This is a genomic window from Qipengyuania citrea, assembly GCF_009828015.1.
Classification (GTDB): Bacteria; Pseudomonadota; Alphaproteobacteria; order Sphingomonadales; family Sphingomonadaceae; genus Qipengyuania; species Qipengyuania citrea.
This window is the reverse complement of record NZ_WTYG01000001.1, coordinates 82,457-100,874: the sequence shown is the minus strand read 5'-3', so window position 1 is coordinate 100,874 and position 18,418 is coordinate 82,457. Positions and strand designations below refer to the sequence as shown.

13 protein-coding genes are annotated in these 18,418 nt (G+C 65.6%); 8 read left to right on the top strand and 5 right to left on the bottom strand.

Annotation, left to right across the window (positions count from 1 at the left end; all coding sequences use genetic code 11):
- Positions 1 to 15 precede the first annotated feature (15 nt).
- From gatC to gatB, 5 genes are read left to right on the top strand one after another with little or no spacing between them, the layout of a single operon-like run.
- Positions 16 to 318, top strand: coding sequence for an Asp-tRNA(Asn)/Glu-tRNA(Gln) amidotransferase subunit GatC (gene gatC / locus GRI55_RS00450; protein WP_050600806.1), 303 nt, complete (start codon positions 16 to 18; stop codon positions 316 to 318).
- Positions 315 to 467, top strand: coding sequence for a hypothetical protein (locus GRI55_RS00445; protein ID WP_157052141.1), 153 nt, complete (start codon positions 315 to 317; stop codon positions 465 to 467). Before gatC ends, GRI55_RS00445 begins: the two co-directional genes overlap by 4 nt.
- Positions 464 to 1,945, top strand: a complete 1,482-nt coding sequence (gene gatA, locus GRI55_RS00440) for an Asp-tRNA(Asn)/Glu-tRNA(Gln) amidotransferase subunit GatA (protein ID WP_160765839.1) — start codon at positions 464 to 466, stop codon at positions 1,943 to 1,945. Before GRI55_RS00445 ends, gatA begins: the two co-directional genes overlap by 4 nt.
- Positions 1,942 to 2,082, top strand: coding sequence for a hypothetical protein (locus GRI55_RS00435; RefSeq protein ID WP_156488953.1), 141 nt, complete (start codon positions 1,942 to 1,944; stop codon positions 2,080 to 2,082). Before gatA ends, GRI55_RS00435 begins: the two co-directional genes overlap by 4 nt.
- Positions 2,075 to 3,571, top strand: a complete 1,497-nt coding sequence (gene gatB, locus GRI55_RS00430; RefSeq protein ID WP_160765838.1) for an Asp-tRNA(Asn)/Glu-tRNA(Gln) amidotransferase subunit GatB — start codon at positions 2,075 to 2,077, stop codon at positions 3,569 to 3,571. The genes GRI55_RS00435 and gatB overlap by 8 nt, the downstream gene beginning before the upstream one ends.
- A gap of 98 nt (positions 3,572 to 3,669) precedes the next feature.
- Here gatB and GRI55_RS00425 read toward each other — a convergent pair whose 3' ends face one another.
- The 4 genes from GRI55_RS00425 to GRI55_RS00410 all read right to left on the bottom strand — a co-directional run bounded on the left by GRI55_RS00425 (position 3,670) and on the right by GRI55_RS00410 (position 10,647).
- On the bottom strand, positions 3,670 to 5,010 hold the full coding sequence (locus tag GRI55_RS00425; protein WP_160765837.1) for an ABC1 kinase family protein: 1,341 nt from the start codon (positions 5,008 to 5,010) through the stop codon (positions 3,670 to 3,672).
- Between the two features lie 116 nt (positions 5,011 to 5,126).
- Complete coding sequence (locus GRI55_RS00420; protein WP_050600802.1) at positions 5,127 to 5,432, bottom strand: hypothetical protein; 306 nt, start codon at positions 5,430 to 5,432, stop codon at positions 5,127 to 5,129.
- Between the two features lie 68 nt (positions 5,433 to 5,500).
- On the bottom strand, positions 5,501 to 8,365 hold the full coding sequence (locus GRI55_RS00415) for a M16 family metallopeptidase (RefSeq protein ID WP_160765836.1): 2,865 nt from the start codon (positions 8,363 to 8,365) through the stop codon (positions 5,501 to 5,503).
- Between the two features lie 50 nt (positions 8,366 to 8,415).
- Positions 8,416 to 10,647, bottom strand: coding sequence for an acylase (locus GRI55_RS00410; RefSeq protein WP_160765835.1), 2,232 nt, complete (start codon positions 10,645 to 10,647; stop codon positions 8,416 to 8,418).
- Positions 10,648 to 10,766: 119 nt separating this feature from the next.
- Here GRI55_RS00410 and GRI55_RS00405 point away from each other — a divergent pair, with 119 nt between their 5' ends.
- The 3 genes from GRI55_RS00405 (at position 10,767) to clpB (ending at position 15,299) form a co-directional block, all read left to right on the top strand.
- Positions 10,767 to 12,215, top strand: a complete 1,449-nt coding sequence (locus tag GRI55_RS00405) for a helicase HerA domain-containing protein (RefSeq protein WP_160765834.1) — start codon at positions 10,767 to 10,769, stop codon at positions 12,213 to 12,215.
- A 31-nt stretch (positions 12,216 to 12,246) separates the two neighbouring features.
- On the top strand, positions 12,247 to 12,585 hold the full coding sequence (locus tag GRI55_RS00400; protein ID WP_063511129.1) for a tRNA-binding protein: 339 nt from the start codon (positions 12,247 to 12,249) through the stop codon (positions 12,583 to 12,585).
- A gap of 137 nt (positions 12,586 to 12,722) precedes the next feature.
- Positions 12,723 to 15,299 carry an ATP-dependent chaperone ClpB gene (gene clpB, locus GRI55_RS00395; RefSeq protein ID WP_160765833.1) on the top strand — a complete coding sequence of 859 codons (2,577 nt, stop codon included), beginning with the start codon at positions 12,723 to 12,725 and terminating at the stop codon, positions 15,297 to 15,299.
- A gap of 76 nt (positions 15,300 to 15,375) precedes the next feature.
- Here the strand turns inward: clpB and GRI55_RS00390 are convergent, their stop codons facing one another.
- Positions 15,376 to 18,375, bottom strand: a complete 3,000-nt coding sequence (locus tag GRI55_RS00390) for a TonB-dependent receptor domain-containing protein (protein ID WP_160765832.1) — start codon at positions 18,373 to 18,375, stop codon at positions 15,376 to 15,378.
- Positions 18,376 to 18,418 lie beyond the last annotated feature (43 nt).

The following is an 18,418-nucleotide window of genomic DNA, read 5'->3' as shown; positions in this document are numbered from 1 at the left end:
GGCTAACGCGCGAGCATGTCAGTCACACGCGAAGAAGTGGCCAAGATCGCCTCGCTCGCCCGCATCAAGATGGGCGATGACGAACTCGATACGATGGTCCCCGAACTTAACAATATCCTCAACTGGGTCGAACAGCTGGGCGAGGTCGATACCAGCGGCGTCGAGCCGATGACCGCGGTCATTCCCAACTCGCTGCGCCTGCGCGACGATGTCGTCGACGCCGACCCGCTGACCGCTGGCGGACGGCGCGAGGATGTGCTGGCCAATGCCCCCGCCGCCGAACACGGCTTCTTCGGCGTGCCCAAGGTGATCGAATGAAAAGCCACGCATTTTCATTCGATCATCCTGAACAGCGGCTAAGCCGCGCGTGTTTCAGGATCCAGGAACAGGAACGCAGCTCTTTAGGGGACGACACCGTGATTGTGGCGAAATGGACCCTGAAACAAGTTCAGGGTGACGAGGCATGAGCGAATTGACCGATCTCGGCGTCAAGGCGATCCGCGATGGCGTGGCGGGCGGCAGCTTCACCGCGCGCGAAGTGGCGGAAGCCTTCAACGCCGCCGTGGCCGAAGCGGCCGACCTCAATGCCTTCATCGTGACCACGCCGGACCATGCGCTGGCGGCGGCTGATGCCGCCGATGCCAAGCGCGCCAGGGGCGAGGATCTGGGCATCATGGGCGGCGTGCCGATCGGCATGAAGGACCTGTTCGCCACGAGGGGCGTGCAGACCACCGCTGCGAGCCATATTCTCGAAGGCTTCACGCCGCAGTACGAAAGCACTGTCAGCCAGAAGCTGTGGGATGCGGGTGCGGGCATGCTGGGCAAGCTCAATCTCGACCAGTTCGCGATGGGTTCCTCGAACGAGACCAGCTATTTCGGCAATGTCTCCTCGCCGTGGAAGAAGAACGGCACCAATGCCGCAATGAGCCCGGGCGGTTCGTCGGGCGGTTCGTCCAGCGCGGTCGCCGCGCGGATCGCGCCCGCTGCCACCGGCACCGATACCGGCGGTTCGATCCGCCAGCCCGCCGCCTTCACCGGTATCTGCGGGATCAAGCCGACCTATGGCCGCTGCAGCCGCTGGGGCGTCGTCGCCTTCGCCTCCAGTCTCGACCAGGCGGGCCCGATGGCACGCAGTGTCGAAGACTGCGCGATCATGCTCGAGGCCATGGCCGGTTTCGATCCCAAGGACGCGACCAGCCTCAAGCTGGACGTGCCGCAGTGGGAAGCGGGCCTGTCGGCAGACCTCAAGGGCAAGAAGATCGGTATCCCGAAGGAATACCGGATGGACGGCACCGACGAGGCCATTCTCAAGAGCTGGGAACAGGGCAAGGAATGGCTGCGCGATGCGGGCGCCGAGATCGTCGATATCTCGCTGCCGCATACCAAATACGCGCTGCCCGCATATTACATTGTCGCGCCTGCCGAGGCCTCGAGCAATCTCGCGCGCTATGACGGCGTGCGCTACGGCCTGCGCGACCTGCCTGACGGGGCGGGCCTGCAGGACATGTATGCCGCCACCCGCGCCGCCGGGTTCGGCGACGAGGTCAAGCGCCGTATCCTGATCGGCACCTATGTGCTGAGCGCCGGCTTCTACGATGCCTATTACACGCAGGCGCAGAAGATCCGCACGCTGGTGAGTCAGGACTTCGAGCAGGCGTTCGGCCAGTGCGACGCGATCCTCGCGCCGACCACGCCGACCGCCAGCTTCCCGCTGGGTTCGCTCAATGAAGACCCGCTGACGATGTATCTCAACGATGTCTTCGCCGTGCCGGCATCGCTGGCCGGCCTGCCCGCGATGAGCGTACCCGCCATGGTCAATGACGACGGTCTGCCGCTCGGGCTGCAGATCGTGGGCAAGCCCTTCGACGAACAGGGTGTGCTCAACACCGGCCTCGCGATCCAGCAGCGCGCCGGGTTCGACGCGCAGCCGGACAAATGGTGGTGAACGAGGCCATCTTCACGCTGGTCGCCGCGGTGGCGGTGCTGGGCGTGATGGCGCTGCCCGCGATCCTGTCCAAGCGGATCAACCACGGCGAGGCGCGGTTCAAGAGTGACAATGGAAAGCCGAAAGACGATGAGTAACTACCGCATCCAGGGCGCAACGGGCGAATGGGAGGTCGTGATCGGCCTCGAGGTCCATGCGCAGGTCACCTCCAACGCCAAGCTGTTCAGCGGCGCGTCGACTGCCTTCGGTGCCGAGCCCAATACGCAGGTCAGCCTCGTCGATGCGGCAATGCCCGGCATGCTGCCCGTGCCCAATCGCGAGTGCATCCGCCAGGCGGTGCGCACCGGCATGGCGATCGAGGCGCAGATCAACCGGTGGTCGCGGTTCGACCGCAAGAACTACTTCTATGCCGATTTGCCGCAGGGCTACCAGATCAGCCAGCTCTACCACCCGCTGGTGGGTGAAGGGCAGCTGCTGATCGATGCCGACGAGAAGGCCGGCATTCCCGAGGACAAGGTCATCGGGATCGAACGGATCCATGTCGAACAGGATGCGGGCAAGCTGATGCACGACCAGCATCCGACCATGTCCTATGTCGATCTCAACCGCAGCGGCGTGGCGCTGATGGAAATCGTCTCGATGCCCGACATGCGCAGCCCCGCCGAAGCGGGCGCCTATGTCCGCAAGCTGCGTTCGATCCTGCGCTATGTCGGCTCGTGCGACGGCAATATGGAAGAGGGCTCGATGCGCGCCGACGTCAATGTCAGCGTGCGCAAGCCCGGCGGCGAGCTGGGCACCCGGACCGAGACGAAGAACGTCAACTCGGTGCGCTTCGTGATGCAGGTCATCGAATATGAAGCCAACCGCCAGGTCGACGTGATCGAGAATGGCGGCAGCGTGGACCAGGAAACGCGGCTGTTCGATCCCGGCACCGGCACCACCCGGACCATGCGCAGCAAGGAAGATGCGCATGACTACCGCTATTTCCCCGATCCGGACCTGCTCCCGCTCGAACTGGAGGACAGCTTCCTCGAGGAATGCCGCGCCTCGCTGCCCGAACTGCCCGACGCCAAGCGCAAGCGGTACGAAAGCGAACTGGGCCTGACGCCTTACAATGCGCGCGAACTCACAGCCGAGGTGGAAACCTTCGCACGGTTCGAAACGCTGCTTGCGGCGACCGCTGCCAAGATCGGCAAGAGCGAAGCCAAGGTCGCCACGCAGGTCGCCAACTGGGCGCTTTCGGTCGCGCCGGGCGTGGTCAAGTCGCTGGGCGATGAAGCCGACATGGCCAATGCCACTGCCGCAGCGCAGGCCAGCATCCTGGCGATGCAGGACAAGGGCGAGATTTCCGGCGGACAGGCCAAGGAAATCTACGAAATCGTCCTCAAGGACGGCGGCGAGCCCGAGACGATCGCCGATGAAAAGGGCCTCAAGCAGGTCTCCGATACGGGGGCGATCGAGGCCGCCATCGAGGAGATCCTCGCCAACAATGAGGACAAGGTCGAACAATATCGAGGCGGCAAGGACAAGCTGTTCGGTTTCTTCGTCGGCCAGACGATGAAGGCGATGCAGGGCAAGGCCAATCCCGCGGTGGTCAACCAGATCCTCAAGGACAAGCTTGGCTGAACCGTCCCGGCGCCTGACCAAGGCAATGCCCGGGGTCCGCTAGGCCGGGCCGCAGTCACGAACACGGGCTGTCGGAGCGATCCGGCAGCCCAATTTCGTCAGGCGCTGCCACCTGCAAGGTAGGGGCGTACCAGTTCGCGCACGTCGACCCGCGCTGCGAGCCGCGCCGCGAGCAGCGCGGTGCCGCTGATCTTGCGCTGGACGAACAGCGTCTCGACCGGGGGGATGTGCCAGGTCGACCGGTCGGCGGCCATTTCCATCCCCTGTTCGCGCAGCACCTCGATGAAGCCGCGATCGCCGAAGTCGAACGGGCCGGGCCGGTTCATCTCGGTCACCACGATGTCGATCATCCGGTCGACCAGCGGGCGGTGACGGGCAATGGCTGCCTCGCCCAGGAAGCCCGCTGCCTGCGCAGCTTCGCGCACCGCGTCGCGGTCGCCTGCGAGCCCGGCGGCAAGCAGCGTGCGATAGCCTTCGGCGGTCGCGGGATCGACATCGCGCGTCGCCCCGAAATCGAGCAACACCAAGCGCCCGGTGTCGGGCTGGAAGCGGTAGTTGGCGAAATTGGGATCGGTCTGCATCGCGCCGAATTCGAACAACTCGCGCAGCACCAGCGCGATCAGGTCGCGCATCGCCGCATCGCGCGTCTCCTGCGGCGCTTCGCCCAGCGCCTCGATCGGCTGGCCGTCGATGAAATCCATCGCCAGCACGCGTGCGGTGGTCAGTTCGTGCAGCGGGCGCGGGACGATGTAGTCGGGGTGTCCGTCCAGCCAGTCGGCAAAGCGCGTCATCTGCGCCGCTTCGCGTTCGTAATCGGCTTCCTCGTGCAACTGCCGCTTGGCTTCGCCCAGCAACGGCGCAAGGTCGAGCTCGCGCGGGAGGACGCCCGATACGCGCAGCAGGGTCGCGACATTGTCGACATCGGAATCGATGCTTTCGCGAATGCCGGGATACTGGACCTTGATTGCCACTTCGCGCCCGTCGGACAGTGCCGCGCGGTGCACCTGCCCGATCGATGCCGCGGCAATCGGGGTGGCGTTGAAGCGCGCGAAGCGGCGCCGCCAGTCGGGCCCCCATTCCGCGTCGAGCACGCTGCGCAATTGCTGCGGCGGCATGCGATAGGCCTGCGAACGCAATTGCGCGAGAATGGCAGTGAGTTCGGCGGGCAGCATGTCGCCCGCATCCATCGAGATCATCTGGCCGAGCTTCATCGCCGCACCGCGCAGGTGCGACAGGCGATCGGCCAGGCGGCCGACATTGCCCGGGGTCAGCAGCAGGTCGCGCATCCGCGGGCGCTCGCCGCGGGCCAGCCGCCGGGCGCCTTCGCCCAGCATGCCCCCGGCAACCCCGCCGGCGAGCCGCCCGAAGGTGCCCAGCCGCGCCGCGCGGCTGCTGGGAATCGCGCGGTGCCGCGGCTTGGGAGGGTCGCTGTCGTCCATGCTGTCCTTCTTCCAAGCCCCGGTCCGGGTGGAAGTTCCGTCCACTGGCTCAAGCATGCCAAAGAAAAGGGCGCCGGGATCGCTCCCGACGCCCCTCGCGTCACGGACCGGGCCGATCAGCCCTGGCGTTCGCCGGTCAGCGGCATGTCGCCGAAAGCACCCGCATTGACGGTGCCGGTCATCTGGTCGCCATTGACGGTGGCGGTGCAGTTGAGCGTCATCGGCATGGGGACGGTCATGTCCATCTTCCACTTGAGCGTATCGCCTTCGATCGTGCCGTCAGTGATGTCCATCGAGCCCATGCCACCGGCCATCGAGCCGGTGAAGCTGTTGCCGTCGTCGCTCGGCACGACCGTCAGCGTGCCCTTCTGGTCGCCCATCGGGCTCTTCACGACGGTATCGTAGGTACCTGCTACGGACATGGAAATTCCTCTCTTCGCTTGGGGGTTCAAAGTCCCATTTCAATCGGGCCTGCTGACACGAATGTCAATTAGTCGGTTCCCGCCATTTCGATGCGTTCGACTGCCAGGCCGAGCTGTTCGAGTTGCGGTTCGACGACCGTTGCATCGCCCACCACGACCCAGACGAAACGGTCGGGGTCGATCGCTGCGCGGGCTGCGGCATCGAGGCTGTCGGTGGTTTGCGCGCGGAAACGATCGGCGATCACTTCGTAGTAATCGTCGGGCCGCCCGTAGAGCGCATTGGACTGCATCGCGCCGAGGATCGCGCCCGAGGTTTCGAACTGGCCGGGCAGTTCGCCGATCTCGGCCGTGACGATCCGGGTCAGCTCCTCGTCGGTGACGCCGCGCGTATCGAGGAATTCGCCGGTTTCGCGGATCAGTTCGGCCAGCGCATCGCCGGTGCGGTCGGCCTGGACGGGCGCGCGCACGGTATAGGCGACCGCGTTCTCATTGGTCAGCGGGGCGCCGCGCACACCGTAGCTCCAGCCCTTGGTCTCGCGCAGGTTCATGTTGAGCCGGGCGAGGAAGTTGCCGCCCAGCGCATTGTTGGCGTTGAGGAAATCGACATAGGTCTCGCCGCGCGGATCGACCGGGGTCAGCTGCCCGCCATAGATATAGCTCTGCGGCGAATTGGGCCGGTGGACCAGCACGATCCGGCTTTCGGTGGCTGCCTCGGGCGCGTCGGCGAAGCTCTTGGTGCCCTTGGCCGCGGCGGGGGCTTCCCAGTCGCCGAACACGCCGTTCAGCGCACCCACGATTTCAGCCAGCGGCCGGTCCGACACCACGAAGATTTCGCCATTGTCGGGGCGAATCCAGCGGTCCTTGAAGGCGGTAATGTCCTCGCGCGTGATCGCGGTCAGCGATGCGACGGTCCCGCTGTCGGGGCCGGCATAGGGGCTGTCGGCGCCGTAGATCAGCGGTGCCGCAGTGCGCGCGGCAATGGCCGCGGGCGTGCGCAGTTCCTGTTCGACGCTGGTGATGCGCTGCGCGCGGACCCGGTCGATTTCGGCCGGGTCGAACGCCGGGTTGCGCACCATGTCGGACAGCAGTTCGAGCGAGGGGACGAGATTGGCCGACAATGCGGACAGCGTGAAGCTGGACCGGTCGGCGCCACCACCGAGCGAGATGTTCGCGCCCAGCCGTTCGCTGGTCTCGGCGATCTCGCGCGAGCTCATGCTGGTGGTGCCTTCCTCGAACAGGCTGAGCGAGAGGCCTTCGAGCCCGCGCATGTCCGCCGGATCGGCGCTGCTGCCGGCATCGAAGGACAGCGTGACATAGGTGGCGGGAATGGCGTCGCGCTGCGCGTAGTGCAGCGTCATGCCGTTCGCCAGCGCGGTGTGCTGCACCTCGGGGAAGTCGAGCTCGGCAACCGATTCGATCGGCGGCGCGGGGCGGACTTCGGTCACGGTCAGGGCATCCGGCGCGCCAGCTTCCACGTCGGCCTCGGTTTCGGCGACGCTCGCCGCTTCTTCGTAGGACCCGTCGCGCTCGCCCGGTTCGAGCACCAGCGTGAAGGACGGCCGCGTCAGCCAGCGCTGCATGGCCGCCTGCACTTCGGCGGGCGTCAGCGTGGCGAGGATTTCGAACTGGCGGGCGTAGAAGGCAGGATCGTCGGCCAGCACTTCGCCCGATGCCAGCGTCACGGCCTTGCCGCCGAAGCCGCCGACCTGTTCGAGCCCGCGGATCGTGTCGGCAACCGTGCTGGTCGCCGCACGGCGCACTTCGTCTTCGGTCGGGCCTTCGGCGATGAACTGGGCAACCAGTTCGTTGAGCCGGCGTTCGACCTCGGCTTCCTCGACGCCGGGACGCGCGGTCGCGGAGACGTTGAGGATGCCGACGCGCTGCCAGGCGTAGTTGCCGGCCGAAACGCTCACCGCCAGCTGCTCGTCGCGCACCAGCGTGTTGTCGAGCCGGCTCGACGACAGCCCGCCAAGGATCTGCGCGCCCACGGTCAGCGCCGTCAGTTCGCGGTCGGTGATGCCCGGTGCGGTCCAGTACTTGTCGATGCTGACCGCTGCGACCTGGTCGCGCATTACCGTGCGGACGTCTTCGGCAAGCTCGGGGATGGCGGCGTCGGCCGGGTCGTTGACCGGGCCGCGCGCGATCGGGCCGAAATATTTCTCGACCAGCGGCCGCGCTTCTTCAGCCGACACGTCGCCCGCCAGCACCACGGTGGCGTTGTTGGGACCGTATTTGTCGCGGAACCAGCTGCGGACGTCGTCCATGCTGGCGCTGTCGAGGTCGGCCATCGAGCCGATCGGCGTGTGGTCGTAGGGATGCGGCGCGGGGAACAGCGCCTTGACGATCTCGTAGAACACGAGGCCGCCGGGCTGGTTGTCACCCTGGCGTTTCTCGTTCTGCACGACGCCGCGCTGGTTCTCGAGCTTCTGCTGCGTGACCGCGCCGAGCAGATAGCCCATGCGATCGCTTTCCAGCCACAGCGCGCGTTCGAGCGCGGGGCGGGGCACGGTCTGGAAATAATTGGTGCGGTCGAAATTGGTCGTGCCGTTGTAATCGGTCGCGCCCATTTCCTGCAGGTACTGGAAATAGTCCTGCGGTGCGTTCTCGCTGCCGTTGAACATCAGATGTTCGAACAGGTGCGCGAAGCCGGACTTGCCTTCGGGTTCGTCCTTCGATCCGACATTGTACCACACCGCGACGGCCACGATGGGAGCCTTGCGGTCGGTGTGGACGATGACGTCGAGCCCGTTGTCGAGCGTGAACTTCTCGAACGGGATGTCGACCTGGTCGACCAGCGCGGTCAGTTCGGCGGGCGCGGCGGTATCGGCTGCGGCAATGGGGGCATTGGCCTGCGCGGTGGCGGCAATCGCTGGGGCCGCGGTGCCCAGCGCGAGGGCGAGGGCGCTTACAGTGAGGAGGGGCTTGATTTGCATGGTACCTCGATCGGGTTTTTAAATCTCGTCAATGCGAGCAGGCTAACGGGTCAGCGGCGATTGGTCACGGTTTTCCGCGACGCCGCATTGGCCAGGACGTCCTCGCGCCAGAAGTGGACGGGCTTCAAGCGATGCTGGACGAACAGCGTAGACTGATCGGCATAATGCGGGGAAGCTGGCCGGGTGGTGGCCGAACCGAACGGCTGGATCGAACGCGAGGAGACCCGCTCGCCGGGCATCCATTCGACCCACTGGATGAAGCTGTCGCCATGCCGCACCGAAAGGCGTCCATCGTCGTCGATGTCCCACAGCGTCGAGGCGCGCAGCGTGTCGGATCCGCCGTCGAGAGGCAGGTCGACGTCGCCCTGGCGCAGGCGCAGCAGCTCGCCCATCGGCGGGTCGATGCGGCCGAAGTGGCGCAGCAGGTGGTCCACCGAGCGCTGCAGCTCCGTTTCGGCATCGGGCCAGGGGTCGTTGCTGTAGCTCGACCCCATGAAGGGGCGGATCATCAGCAGCGCGAGGCTGTCGCCCCGGCCGATGTTGTCCGCGTTCAGGTCCCATTCGCCGAGCAGGCGCTGGGCAGCCAGCAGGTCCGGATCATCGGTCCGTATCGCCGCGACGTCGCGCAGCATTTGGGCGATATAGCCGCTGTTCTCATAGGCGGTGTCGTATTTGATCCGCTCCAGCGCGGCGCGGTCGAGCACCTCGGCCTCGGCCATCAACTTCGCCCCGCGCGTACCGCGATTGGTGTCTTTGAGCTCGATCCCGAGTTCGGGCGGGAAGTCCCCGGGCGACAGATTGCTGCCCGCTCCCGCATCGAGGAAGGGGTTGTTGTTGGCTTCCACCAACCAGCCGCTGGCGGGGTTCACATAGCGCGGCAACTGGTCGTAGCTGACCGATCCGCGGGTGATGAGGTCGCTGCGGTCGCCCGGCAGGATGCCGCGCCAGTCGATCCGTTCGCCGCCGACGGTGGCCGAGCGGGCGGGGATCGCGGCATTGTAGATATTGGCGATATTGCCCGCCTTGTCGGCATAGATGAAATTGGTCGAGGGGATGTCCATCCGCGCGAGGATGCCCTGCCATTCGTCGAGCGATGCCGCCTTGTTCAGCCGGTAATAGGCATCCAGCTGGCCGAGATTGCCCATCCCGCCGTAGCGGATGGCGAAAGCGCCCTTGTCGTTCTTGATCACCGGGCCGTGCGCGCTGCGGTAGATGTCGCGGCGGATCGGCAGCACCACGGGGCCGAGACGCACCGGCAGCGTTACCGTGCGCTGTTCCAGCTCGCGCCATTCGCCGTCGAGGCGGTAGCGCGTGCCGCTGTCGTCCAGCACCAACTGATAGACATCGACCATGTCGGGCGTGTTGACGGTGTTGGTCCACCCGAGGTCGGCATTGTGCCCCAAGAAGGGGAAGGGGCTGCCGGGGAAGTTCGCTCCGGCGAAATGCCAGCCCTCGCCGCTTTCGACGACCAGTTCGTACCATGCGACGCCGCCGCGCCAGGGCTGGTGCGAATTGGAAATCAGCGTCGTGGGGCCGCCCGATTTCTCGGGCGTCACGGCAAAGGCGTTCGATCCCGAGAACGCGGCCTCGTCGGCGTAGGGCAGCGGGGCGGGGTTGCGGGTGCGCGGCGTATGGCTGGTGCGAACAATCGGCGCGGCATCCTCGCCGGGCGCGGGCTGCCCGGCACCGGGTATCGCCGGCCCCTGTTCGCGCTTCAGCGGCGTGCCCGAAACCAGCGGTTCGATGACATTGCCGAGGCCGAAGAAGAACGGCTGGCGCAGGGCGAAGCCGGCCGCCACGTCGACGCCGTCTACGGGGAAGAGATTGGCCAGCTTGCGCTCGCCCGGATGCGCGGCGGCGAAATCGTTGAGGCCCGCAGCATAGGCGTCGAACAGCGCGCGCGTGTCTTCGGGCAACTGTGGATAGTCGCGCTCCGCGAGGCCGCGCGCATCGAGCAGGTGATAGGCATAGTCGAACGCCGCCCCGTCCTGCCCGGCGATCGCGCCATAGCGCCCGCGGCTCATCGCGATGACGTCCTGCAGGGTGGAGAAATCGTCTTCCGAATGCGCGATGGCCACGCCATAGGCGACATCCGCGTCGGTATCTCCGTAGATGTGCGGAACGCCGAATTCGTCGCGGATGATTTCTGCGGTATAGGTGCGGTCGGCCAGCACCAGGGCGTCGCGCTTGGCCCAGAAGGGCTCCCACGTCGCCAGCGCGATGAATATTGCAAGCACCAGCACGAGCAGCGCAATGCCCGTGCGCCCCAGCCATTTTTTCATAGAAATGCGTCCTCTCTTGCAACTCGGTTAGCGAGCGGGACGGGCGGACGCAATGCGATTGGGCAAAACCTTCCCGCGGCTGTTCCCCGTTCCAGATTCGGCCCGCTAACCAGCGCGCAGTGACAGCACAGATCACCATCGGACACGATTCTTCCGGCAAGCCGGCCGAATTCGATATCGAGGAACTCCTCGCCACCCGTCTGCTCGTCCAGGGCAATTCGGGCAGCGGCAAGTCGCACCTGCTACGGCGCCTGCTCGAAGAGAGCGCGGGCATGGTGCAGCAGGTGGTGATCGACCCGGAAGGCGATTTCCCCTCGCTGGCGGACAAGTTCGGCCATGTGGTGATCGACGGGGCGGCCTATTCGCCGGGTGAGATCGAGGCGCTTGCCCGCCGTATCCGCGAACACCGCGCCAGCGTGGTGCTCGATCTAGACGGGCTCGAGGTCGAGCAGCAGATCCGCTGCGCCGCGCAATTCCTCACTGCGCTGTTCGATGCCCCGCGCGAACACTGGTATCCCGCGCTGGTGGTGGTCGACGAAGCGCAGATGTTCGCCCCTGCCGCGGCGGGCGAGGTGGCGGAAGACACGCGGCGGATGACCATGACCGCGATGACCAACCTGATGTGCCGCGGGCGCAAGCGCGGGCTGGCCGGGATCGTCGCCACCCAGCGGCTGGCGAAGCTCGCCAAGAACGTGGCGGCCGAGGCCTCGAACTTCCTGATGGGGCGGACCTTTCTCGACATCGACATGATCCGCGCCGCCGACCTGCTGGGGATGGAACGGCGCCAGGCGGAACGGATCCGCGAGCTCGAGCGCGGGCATTTCCTTGCGCTGGGGCCGGCCATCACGCGCGTTCCGCTGGCAGTGAAGATCGGTCCGGTGCAGACCGGCCAGCAGGCGCGCAGCGAAGGGCTGATGGCGCTGCCCGACACCGCGCCCGAAGACATGGCGGCGCTGCTTACCACCGACCTCGCCAGCGATGTCGCCAAGGCGCCGCCGCCGCCCGCGCCGCCGCCGGCCCCGCCGGTGGACGAGATCGAAACCAGCATCGCCGCGGCGGAGGAACGCCAGGTCGCTCCGCGCGGCGAGCCGGTTGATACCACGGCGGTGGCGACGCGGATCGCCGAGATCATCGCCGAGCTGGCGCGCGAGGAAGGGATCGCCTTCCAGTCGGCCAGCGCGCAATACCAGACCTTCCTCACCCGCTGCCGCCGCGAGCGGCTGATCGGGCCGATGCCCGACATGCGCGCCTTCCGCCGCCGGTTCGCCGTGGCCTGCGCCGAGCTGGCCGAGCTCGACGAAGCGCTGCAGGCGCGCATCATGCAGCTGGCCGGTGCGGTGGAAGAAGACCTGCTCGGCCCGTTCCTCGTGATCGCCAAGGCCGCGCATGCGGGCGAGACGCAGGTTGACGAAGCGGCGCTCGCGCGCGCCTATGGCACCAGCTCGCCCGGCCGTATCCGGCGCCTGCTCGATCATCTCGAGCGGCAGGGCCTGGTGGTGGTGCGCGAGGATTTCGGCGGCGACCGCACGATCATGGTCCCCGGGCTGGAACCGCTTGCCGACGGTTGATGCCGCGCCGCGGTCTGCATAGACCGGGACGATGGACTATGCCGATTTCGCACATTTCGCCGCGCTCGACATCCGTGCGGGCACCGTGACCCGCGCCGAACCCTTCCCCGAAGCCCGCCGCCCGGCAATCAAGCTGTGGGTCGATTGCGGCCCCGACATCGGCGAACGCAAGAGCTCCGCGCAGATTACCGAACATTACACCCCCGAAGGCCTCGTCGGGCAGCGGGTGATGGCAGTGGTCAACTTCGCGCCGCGCCAGATCGGTCCGGTGATGTCCGAGATCCTCGTGCTGGGCTTTCCCGACGCCGACGGGGCGATCGTGCTGGCGCAGCCCGGAGCTGGCATTCCCGACGGCGCCCGGCTGGCCTGAATTTGTCGCCCGGCGGCTTCACAAGCTGCGCGGCACCCCTATATCCGACTAACACACCTCGTTTATTTGCGGCGAGGTCTTGTGTTGCATAATCGCAACACCATATTCGGACGGTAATTTGTGATTGGGGTGTTTGCATGAATCTCGAAAAGTTCACCGACCGCGCCAAGGGTTTCCTGCAGGCCGCGCAGACCGTTGCCATCCGCTTGAACCACCAGCGGATTTCGCCGTCGCACCTGCTCAAGGCGCTGCTCGACGACGAACAGGGCATGGCCGCGCAGCTGATCCAGCGTGCCGGCGGAAATCCGGGCGTAGCGATTACCGAAGTCGATAATGCGCTGGCCAAGGTGCCGGCGGTTTCGGGCGGTGGAGCGCAAGCGACGCCGGGGCTCGACAATGACGCCGTGCGCACGCTCGACCAAGCCGAACAGCTTGCCGAAAAGGCGGGCGACAGCTTCGTGCCCGTCCAGCGCCTGTTGCAGGCGCTCGCGCTGGCCGACAATGACGCCGGTAAGGCACTGAAAGCGGCGGGGATCGACGCCAAGGCGCTCGAGGCCGCGATCCAGGAAGTGACCGGCGGCCGCACCGCCGACAGCGCGGGCGCGGAAGAAAGCTACGACGCGATGAAGAAATACGCCCGCGACCTGACGCAGGCGGCACGCGACGGCAAGCTCGACCCGGTGATCGGCCGCGACGAGGAAATCCGTCGCACCGTGCAGATTCTCGCGCGCCGGACCAAGAACAATCCCGCGCTCATCGGCGAACCCGGCACCGGCAAGACCGCGATCGCCGAAGGCCTCGCGCTGCGCATCGCCAATGGCGACGTGCCCGACAGCCTCAAGGGCCGCACGCTGATGGCGCTCGACATGGGCTCGCTCATCGCCGGCGCGAAGTACCGCGGCGAGTTCGAGGAACGGCTCAAGGCGGTGCTCGACGAAGTGAAGGGCGCCGAAGGGCAGATCATCCTGTTCATCGACGAAATGCACACGCTGATCGGTGCGGGCGCGAGCGAGGGCAGCATGGATGCGGGCAATCTGCTCAAGCCCGCGCTCAGCCGCGGCGAACTGCATTGCATCGGCGCGACCACGCTCGACGAATACCAGAAATATGTCGAGAAGGACCCCGCGCTGCAGCGGCGCTTCCAGCCGGTTTTCATCGACGAGCCCAGCGTCGAGGACACGGTATCGATCCTGCGCGGGATCAAGGACAAGTACGAACTGCACCACGGTGTGCGCATCACCGATGGCGCGATCGTCGCTGCGGCGCAGCTGTCCAACCGCTATATCCAGAACCGCTTCCTGCCCGACAAGGCGATCGACCTGATGGACGAGGCCGCCAGCCGCATCCGCATGGAAGTTGAAAGCAAGCCCGAGGAAATCGAGAACCTCGACCGCCGCATCATCCAGCTGCGGATAGAGGAACAGGCGCTGCAGAAGGAAACCGACACCGCGTCGAAGGACCGGCTCGAAAACCTGCGCAAGGAACTGTCCGAGCTCGAACAGCAGTCGAGCGAGCTGACCACGCGCTGGCAGAACGAGCGCGACAAAATCCACGCCGAGGCGCGGATCAAGGAAGACCTCGACCAGGCGCGGATCGAACTCGAACAGGCGCAGCGCGGCGGCGACCTGCAGAAGGCGGGCGAGCTGCAATACGGGCGGATCCCCGAGCTGGAGAAGAAGCTCGCCGAAGCGTCTGGCCACACCGATAATGCGCTGCTCAAGGAAGAAGTTACCGAAGACGATATCGCCGGTGTCGTCAGCCGCTGGACGGGCATTCCCGTCGACCGGATGATGGAGGGCGAACGCGAGAAGCTGCTCGACATGGAGAACATCCTCGCCAAGCGGGTGATCGGCCAGAGCCAGGCGATCGACGCGGTGTCCAAGGCCGTGCGCCGCGCGCGCGCGGGCCTCCAGGATCCGGGGCGCCCGCTGGGCAGCTTCCTGTTCCTCGGGCCGACCGGCGTGGGCAAGACCGAACTGACCAAGGCGCTTGCCGGCTTCCTGTTCGACGACGACAGCGCGATGGTGCGCATCGACATGAGCGAGTTCATGGAGAAGCACGCGGTTGCCCGGCTGATCGGCGCGCCTCCAGGCTATGTCGGTTACGAGGAAGGCGGCGTGCTGACCGAAGCGGTGCGCCGGCGCCCCTACCAGGTGGTGCTGTTCGACGAAGTCGAGAAGGCGCATAGCGACGTCTTCAACGTGCTGCTGCAGGTGCTCGACGACGGGCGGCTGACCGACGGGCAGGGCCGCGTGGTCGATTTCAGCAACACGCTGATCATCCTGACCTCGAACCTCGGCAGCCAGTATCTCGCCAATATGGACGACGGCCAGAAGGTCGAGGATGTCGAACCGCAGGTGATGGACGTGGTGCGCGGGCATTTCCGCCCCGAGTTCCTCAACCGGCTGGACGAGATCATCCTGTTCCACCGCCTTGCGCATGAGCACATGGCGCCGATCGTCGATATCCAGGTCGCGCGGGTGCAGAAGCTCCTGAAGGATCGCAAGATCGTGCTCGACCTGACCGAGGCGGCGAAGAAATGGCTCGGCCGCGTGGGTTACGACCCGGTCTATGGCGCGCGCCCGCTCAAGCGCGCGGTGCAGCGCTACGTGCAGGACCCGCTGGCGGACATGATCCTCGCCGGCAAGGTGCCAGACGGCGCAAAGGTCGCGATCGACGAAGGCGACGGCGAACTGGCGATGACGATCACCTGACCGCGTCGGACCCGATGCGGAAACGAAAAAGGGCCCCGGTTTCCCGGGGCCCTTTCTTTTAGGATTCCGATTTGGATCAGAAGCCGAATGTTGCGGCTACCTTGAAGTAGCGACCCATGATCCCGTCGAAATAGGTGGTCAGGCCACCACCGGTCGGCGCCGGGTAGGGCGCGCTACGGTCGAACAGGTTCTCGACGATGAAGCGGAAGGTGAAGTCGTTTTCGGTGCGGAAGCTGATGCCAGCGTCCATGTAAACGATCTCGTCGCGCTCGAAGAGCTGGTACGAGGTCGGTGCCGCATCCGGATCAACGACGTTTTCGCCGATGTACTGGATCTGCGTGAATGCGCCGAAACCGTTGTTCTCGTAAGTCACGCCGACGGTAGCCTGGTGCTTCGAATAGCCCGGGCTTCCACGGAACGTCGAGAGATCGCCCGTCCCGACCTGCTGCTCGAGCTTGTCGATGTACTGGTACGAACCACGCAGGCTGATGCGGCTGTCAGCGCCGAGGAACGGCGTTGCCTCGGTCCAGCGCAGGTCCGCAATCACACCCTGGTAGTCATAGGATGCGACATTGAGGTAGCCGGTGCGGATGAATTCGACCTGGCCCGCCCCGTCGCGATCGATGCGATCGCAAGCCGAGTTGGGGAAGTCGTTGGCATCGTAGCATGCTTCCAGCGTGCCTTCGGCGTCCACACTCTGGATCGCACCTTCAAGAGCGATATCGACCCAGTCGACCGACAGGGTCAGGCCCGGAGCGAAGGTCGGTGTGAAAACCGCACCGATAGTCCAGCTGTCGGCCGTTTCATTCTCGAGTTCGGTGTTGCCCGAAAGCGAACCGCGCGTCGTGAAGTCGACGATGTTCGAGGTGAAATTGGCCGGCAGTCCGTCCGCAGCACAGTTCGCCGCACGCTGGGCCGGGTTCGGTCCAGCGTTGATGAAACGTGCATCGCACGGATCGTCCGCGGTTGTGAAGATCGCGCTGTTCGGGTTGAACAGTTCGGTGATCGCAGGTGCGCGGATCGAACGGGTGAAGTTGCCGCGGATCGCGAAATCTTCAACCGGCTTCCAGCGACCGCCGGCCGTCCAGGTGATATCCCCGCCGGTGAGCGAGTTATCGACGTAACGAATGGCGCCCTTGGCTTCGAGCAGGTTGACGAACGGAACGTCCATCGTCGGCGAAACAAGCGGGATCTGGAGTTCGCCGAACACTTCGTCGGTGTTGTACGAACCTGAGACCGGATCGATCGGGATCGAGCGACCGAACTGGGTGCGCGGTGCATCCGGGTCGGCCGGGTCGGGCTGGCCGAAGAAGAACGCACCCGGATCGAAGTCCGCCGATTCGTCACGGTGCTCGTAACCGATCGAGAAACCGACCGGGCCGCTCCAGATATTGAACAGGTCGCCGCCGATGGTGGCGATGAAATCATACTGTTCGTTGGTCGCGGTCGGGTTGGCGATAGTCGTGACGTAATCCGCCACGGCCTGCGTGTTCTGGTTGCCGAACGGGTTGAACGGGGCGCAGATGTCGCTGATCGTCGCGATCGGCGAACTGTCTGCTCCGGCCGGGCAGCCAGCCAGGGCGTTCTCGAAGTTCTGCTGCACCAGTTCGCGGCTGCGACCCTCGGTACGCGAACGACCGTAGAGGCCCGAGACTTCCCAGTTCAGATTGCGCGAACCGAGGTAGAAATCGCCACGCAGACCGGCGACAACACGATAGACTTCGACTTCCGACGAGCCTTCACCGGCGATCAGGTCGGTGTTGGCGCGGCCGAGGTAGAAGAAGTCCTGGCCCGCGGGAAGCTGCGCGCCAATGGTTGCACGGGCTTCGTCCGACAGGAACGGGTTGCTCAACGGCACGATCAGATTGCCGTCGGGCGTGCCCGCATCGTCGAACAGCCAGGTGTTGTAAACCGGCTGCGAGCGCAGTTCGGTACCCTTCGAATTGGCGTACTGTCCTTCGAGGAAGGCCGTGATCGAATCGGTTACGTCGTAGGTAGCGGTGAGCGCGCCGAGATAGCGCTCGACCGGCGAGAGCAGGTTCGAGACCGGGAGAAGGCTGAAACCGTTGCCGCCGGCGGAGTTCACCACACCGTAGCGTTCGCCGAAGTCCAGCGGGGTAAGGTTGCCATTGGCATCGAATACGAGCGTGTTGCCGCTGCCGTCGGTGATGTCGAAGCCGAAGCCGGGCACGATATCGGCAGTCGTCGGAGCGCCGAATTCGCTGAGGATCGGGATACGGCGATCGCTGATGACGACGTTGTCGAACGGCGAGTTCGGATCATTGGGAGCAGCGTAGAACAGCCCCTGTGCCGTGCGTTCACGATCGGTGTACAGCAGGCCTTCGGTGTTGTTGTACTCGACCGCTGCAACCACGTTGCCGCGACCATCGGCGAAGCTGGTTCCAACCATTGCACCCAGACGGTATTCTTGCGCATCGCCTTCTTCGGCAATGCCCATCTGCGCGTCGAAGCGGACGCCTTCGAAGCGGTCCTTGAGGATGATGTTCACGGTGCCGGCGATGGCGTCGGCACCGTAAATCGGTGCGCCGCCGACGGCGATGGTTTCAAGACGGTCGACCATCAGCGTGGGGATCGTGTTGAGATCGACCTGCGAACCGGCTGCCACGGGGCCGAAGATCGAAGCGGTGTTCGAGCTGACGTAGCGGCGGCTGTTGACCAGCGTCAGCGTACGCTGCGAGCCCAGACCGAAGAAGTTGATGAAGCTCTGGCCCGAACCGAAGGAACCCGACTGGCCGCCGACCGCGCTGCTGGCGGGCGGACCGAAAGCGGGCTGTTCGTTGAGCACTTCGCCGACATTGGTCAGACCGCGTTCTTCGATCTGGTCGGCGTTGACGACGATCGAGGGCTCGAGCGTGTCGCGGTTGGGGCGGCGGATACGCGAACCCGTCACGACGATGGCATTATCGGCCTCGGGAGCGGCTGCGGCCTGTTCGTCGACGATGGTGTCGTCGGCATCCTGCGCGAAGGCAGGTGTCGAAACGGCCAGGGCGGCGATACCCGCGCTCGTGAAGAGCGCAAGCCGCCGGCCCCGTGCGAACGGGGGGGTGGAGATCATGTTGTGGTTCCCTGATTGCGACCGTGCATGATTGCACGCGTGC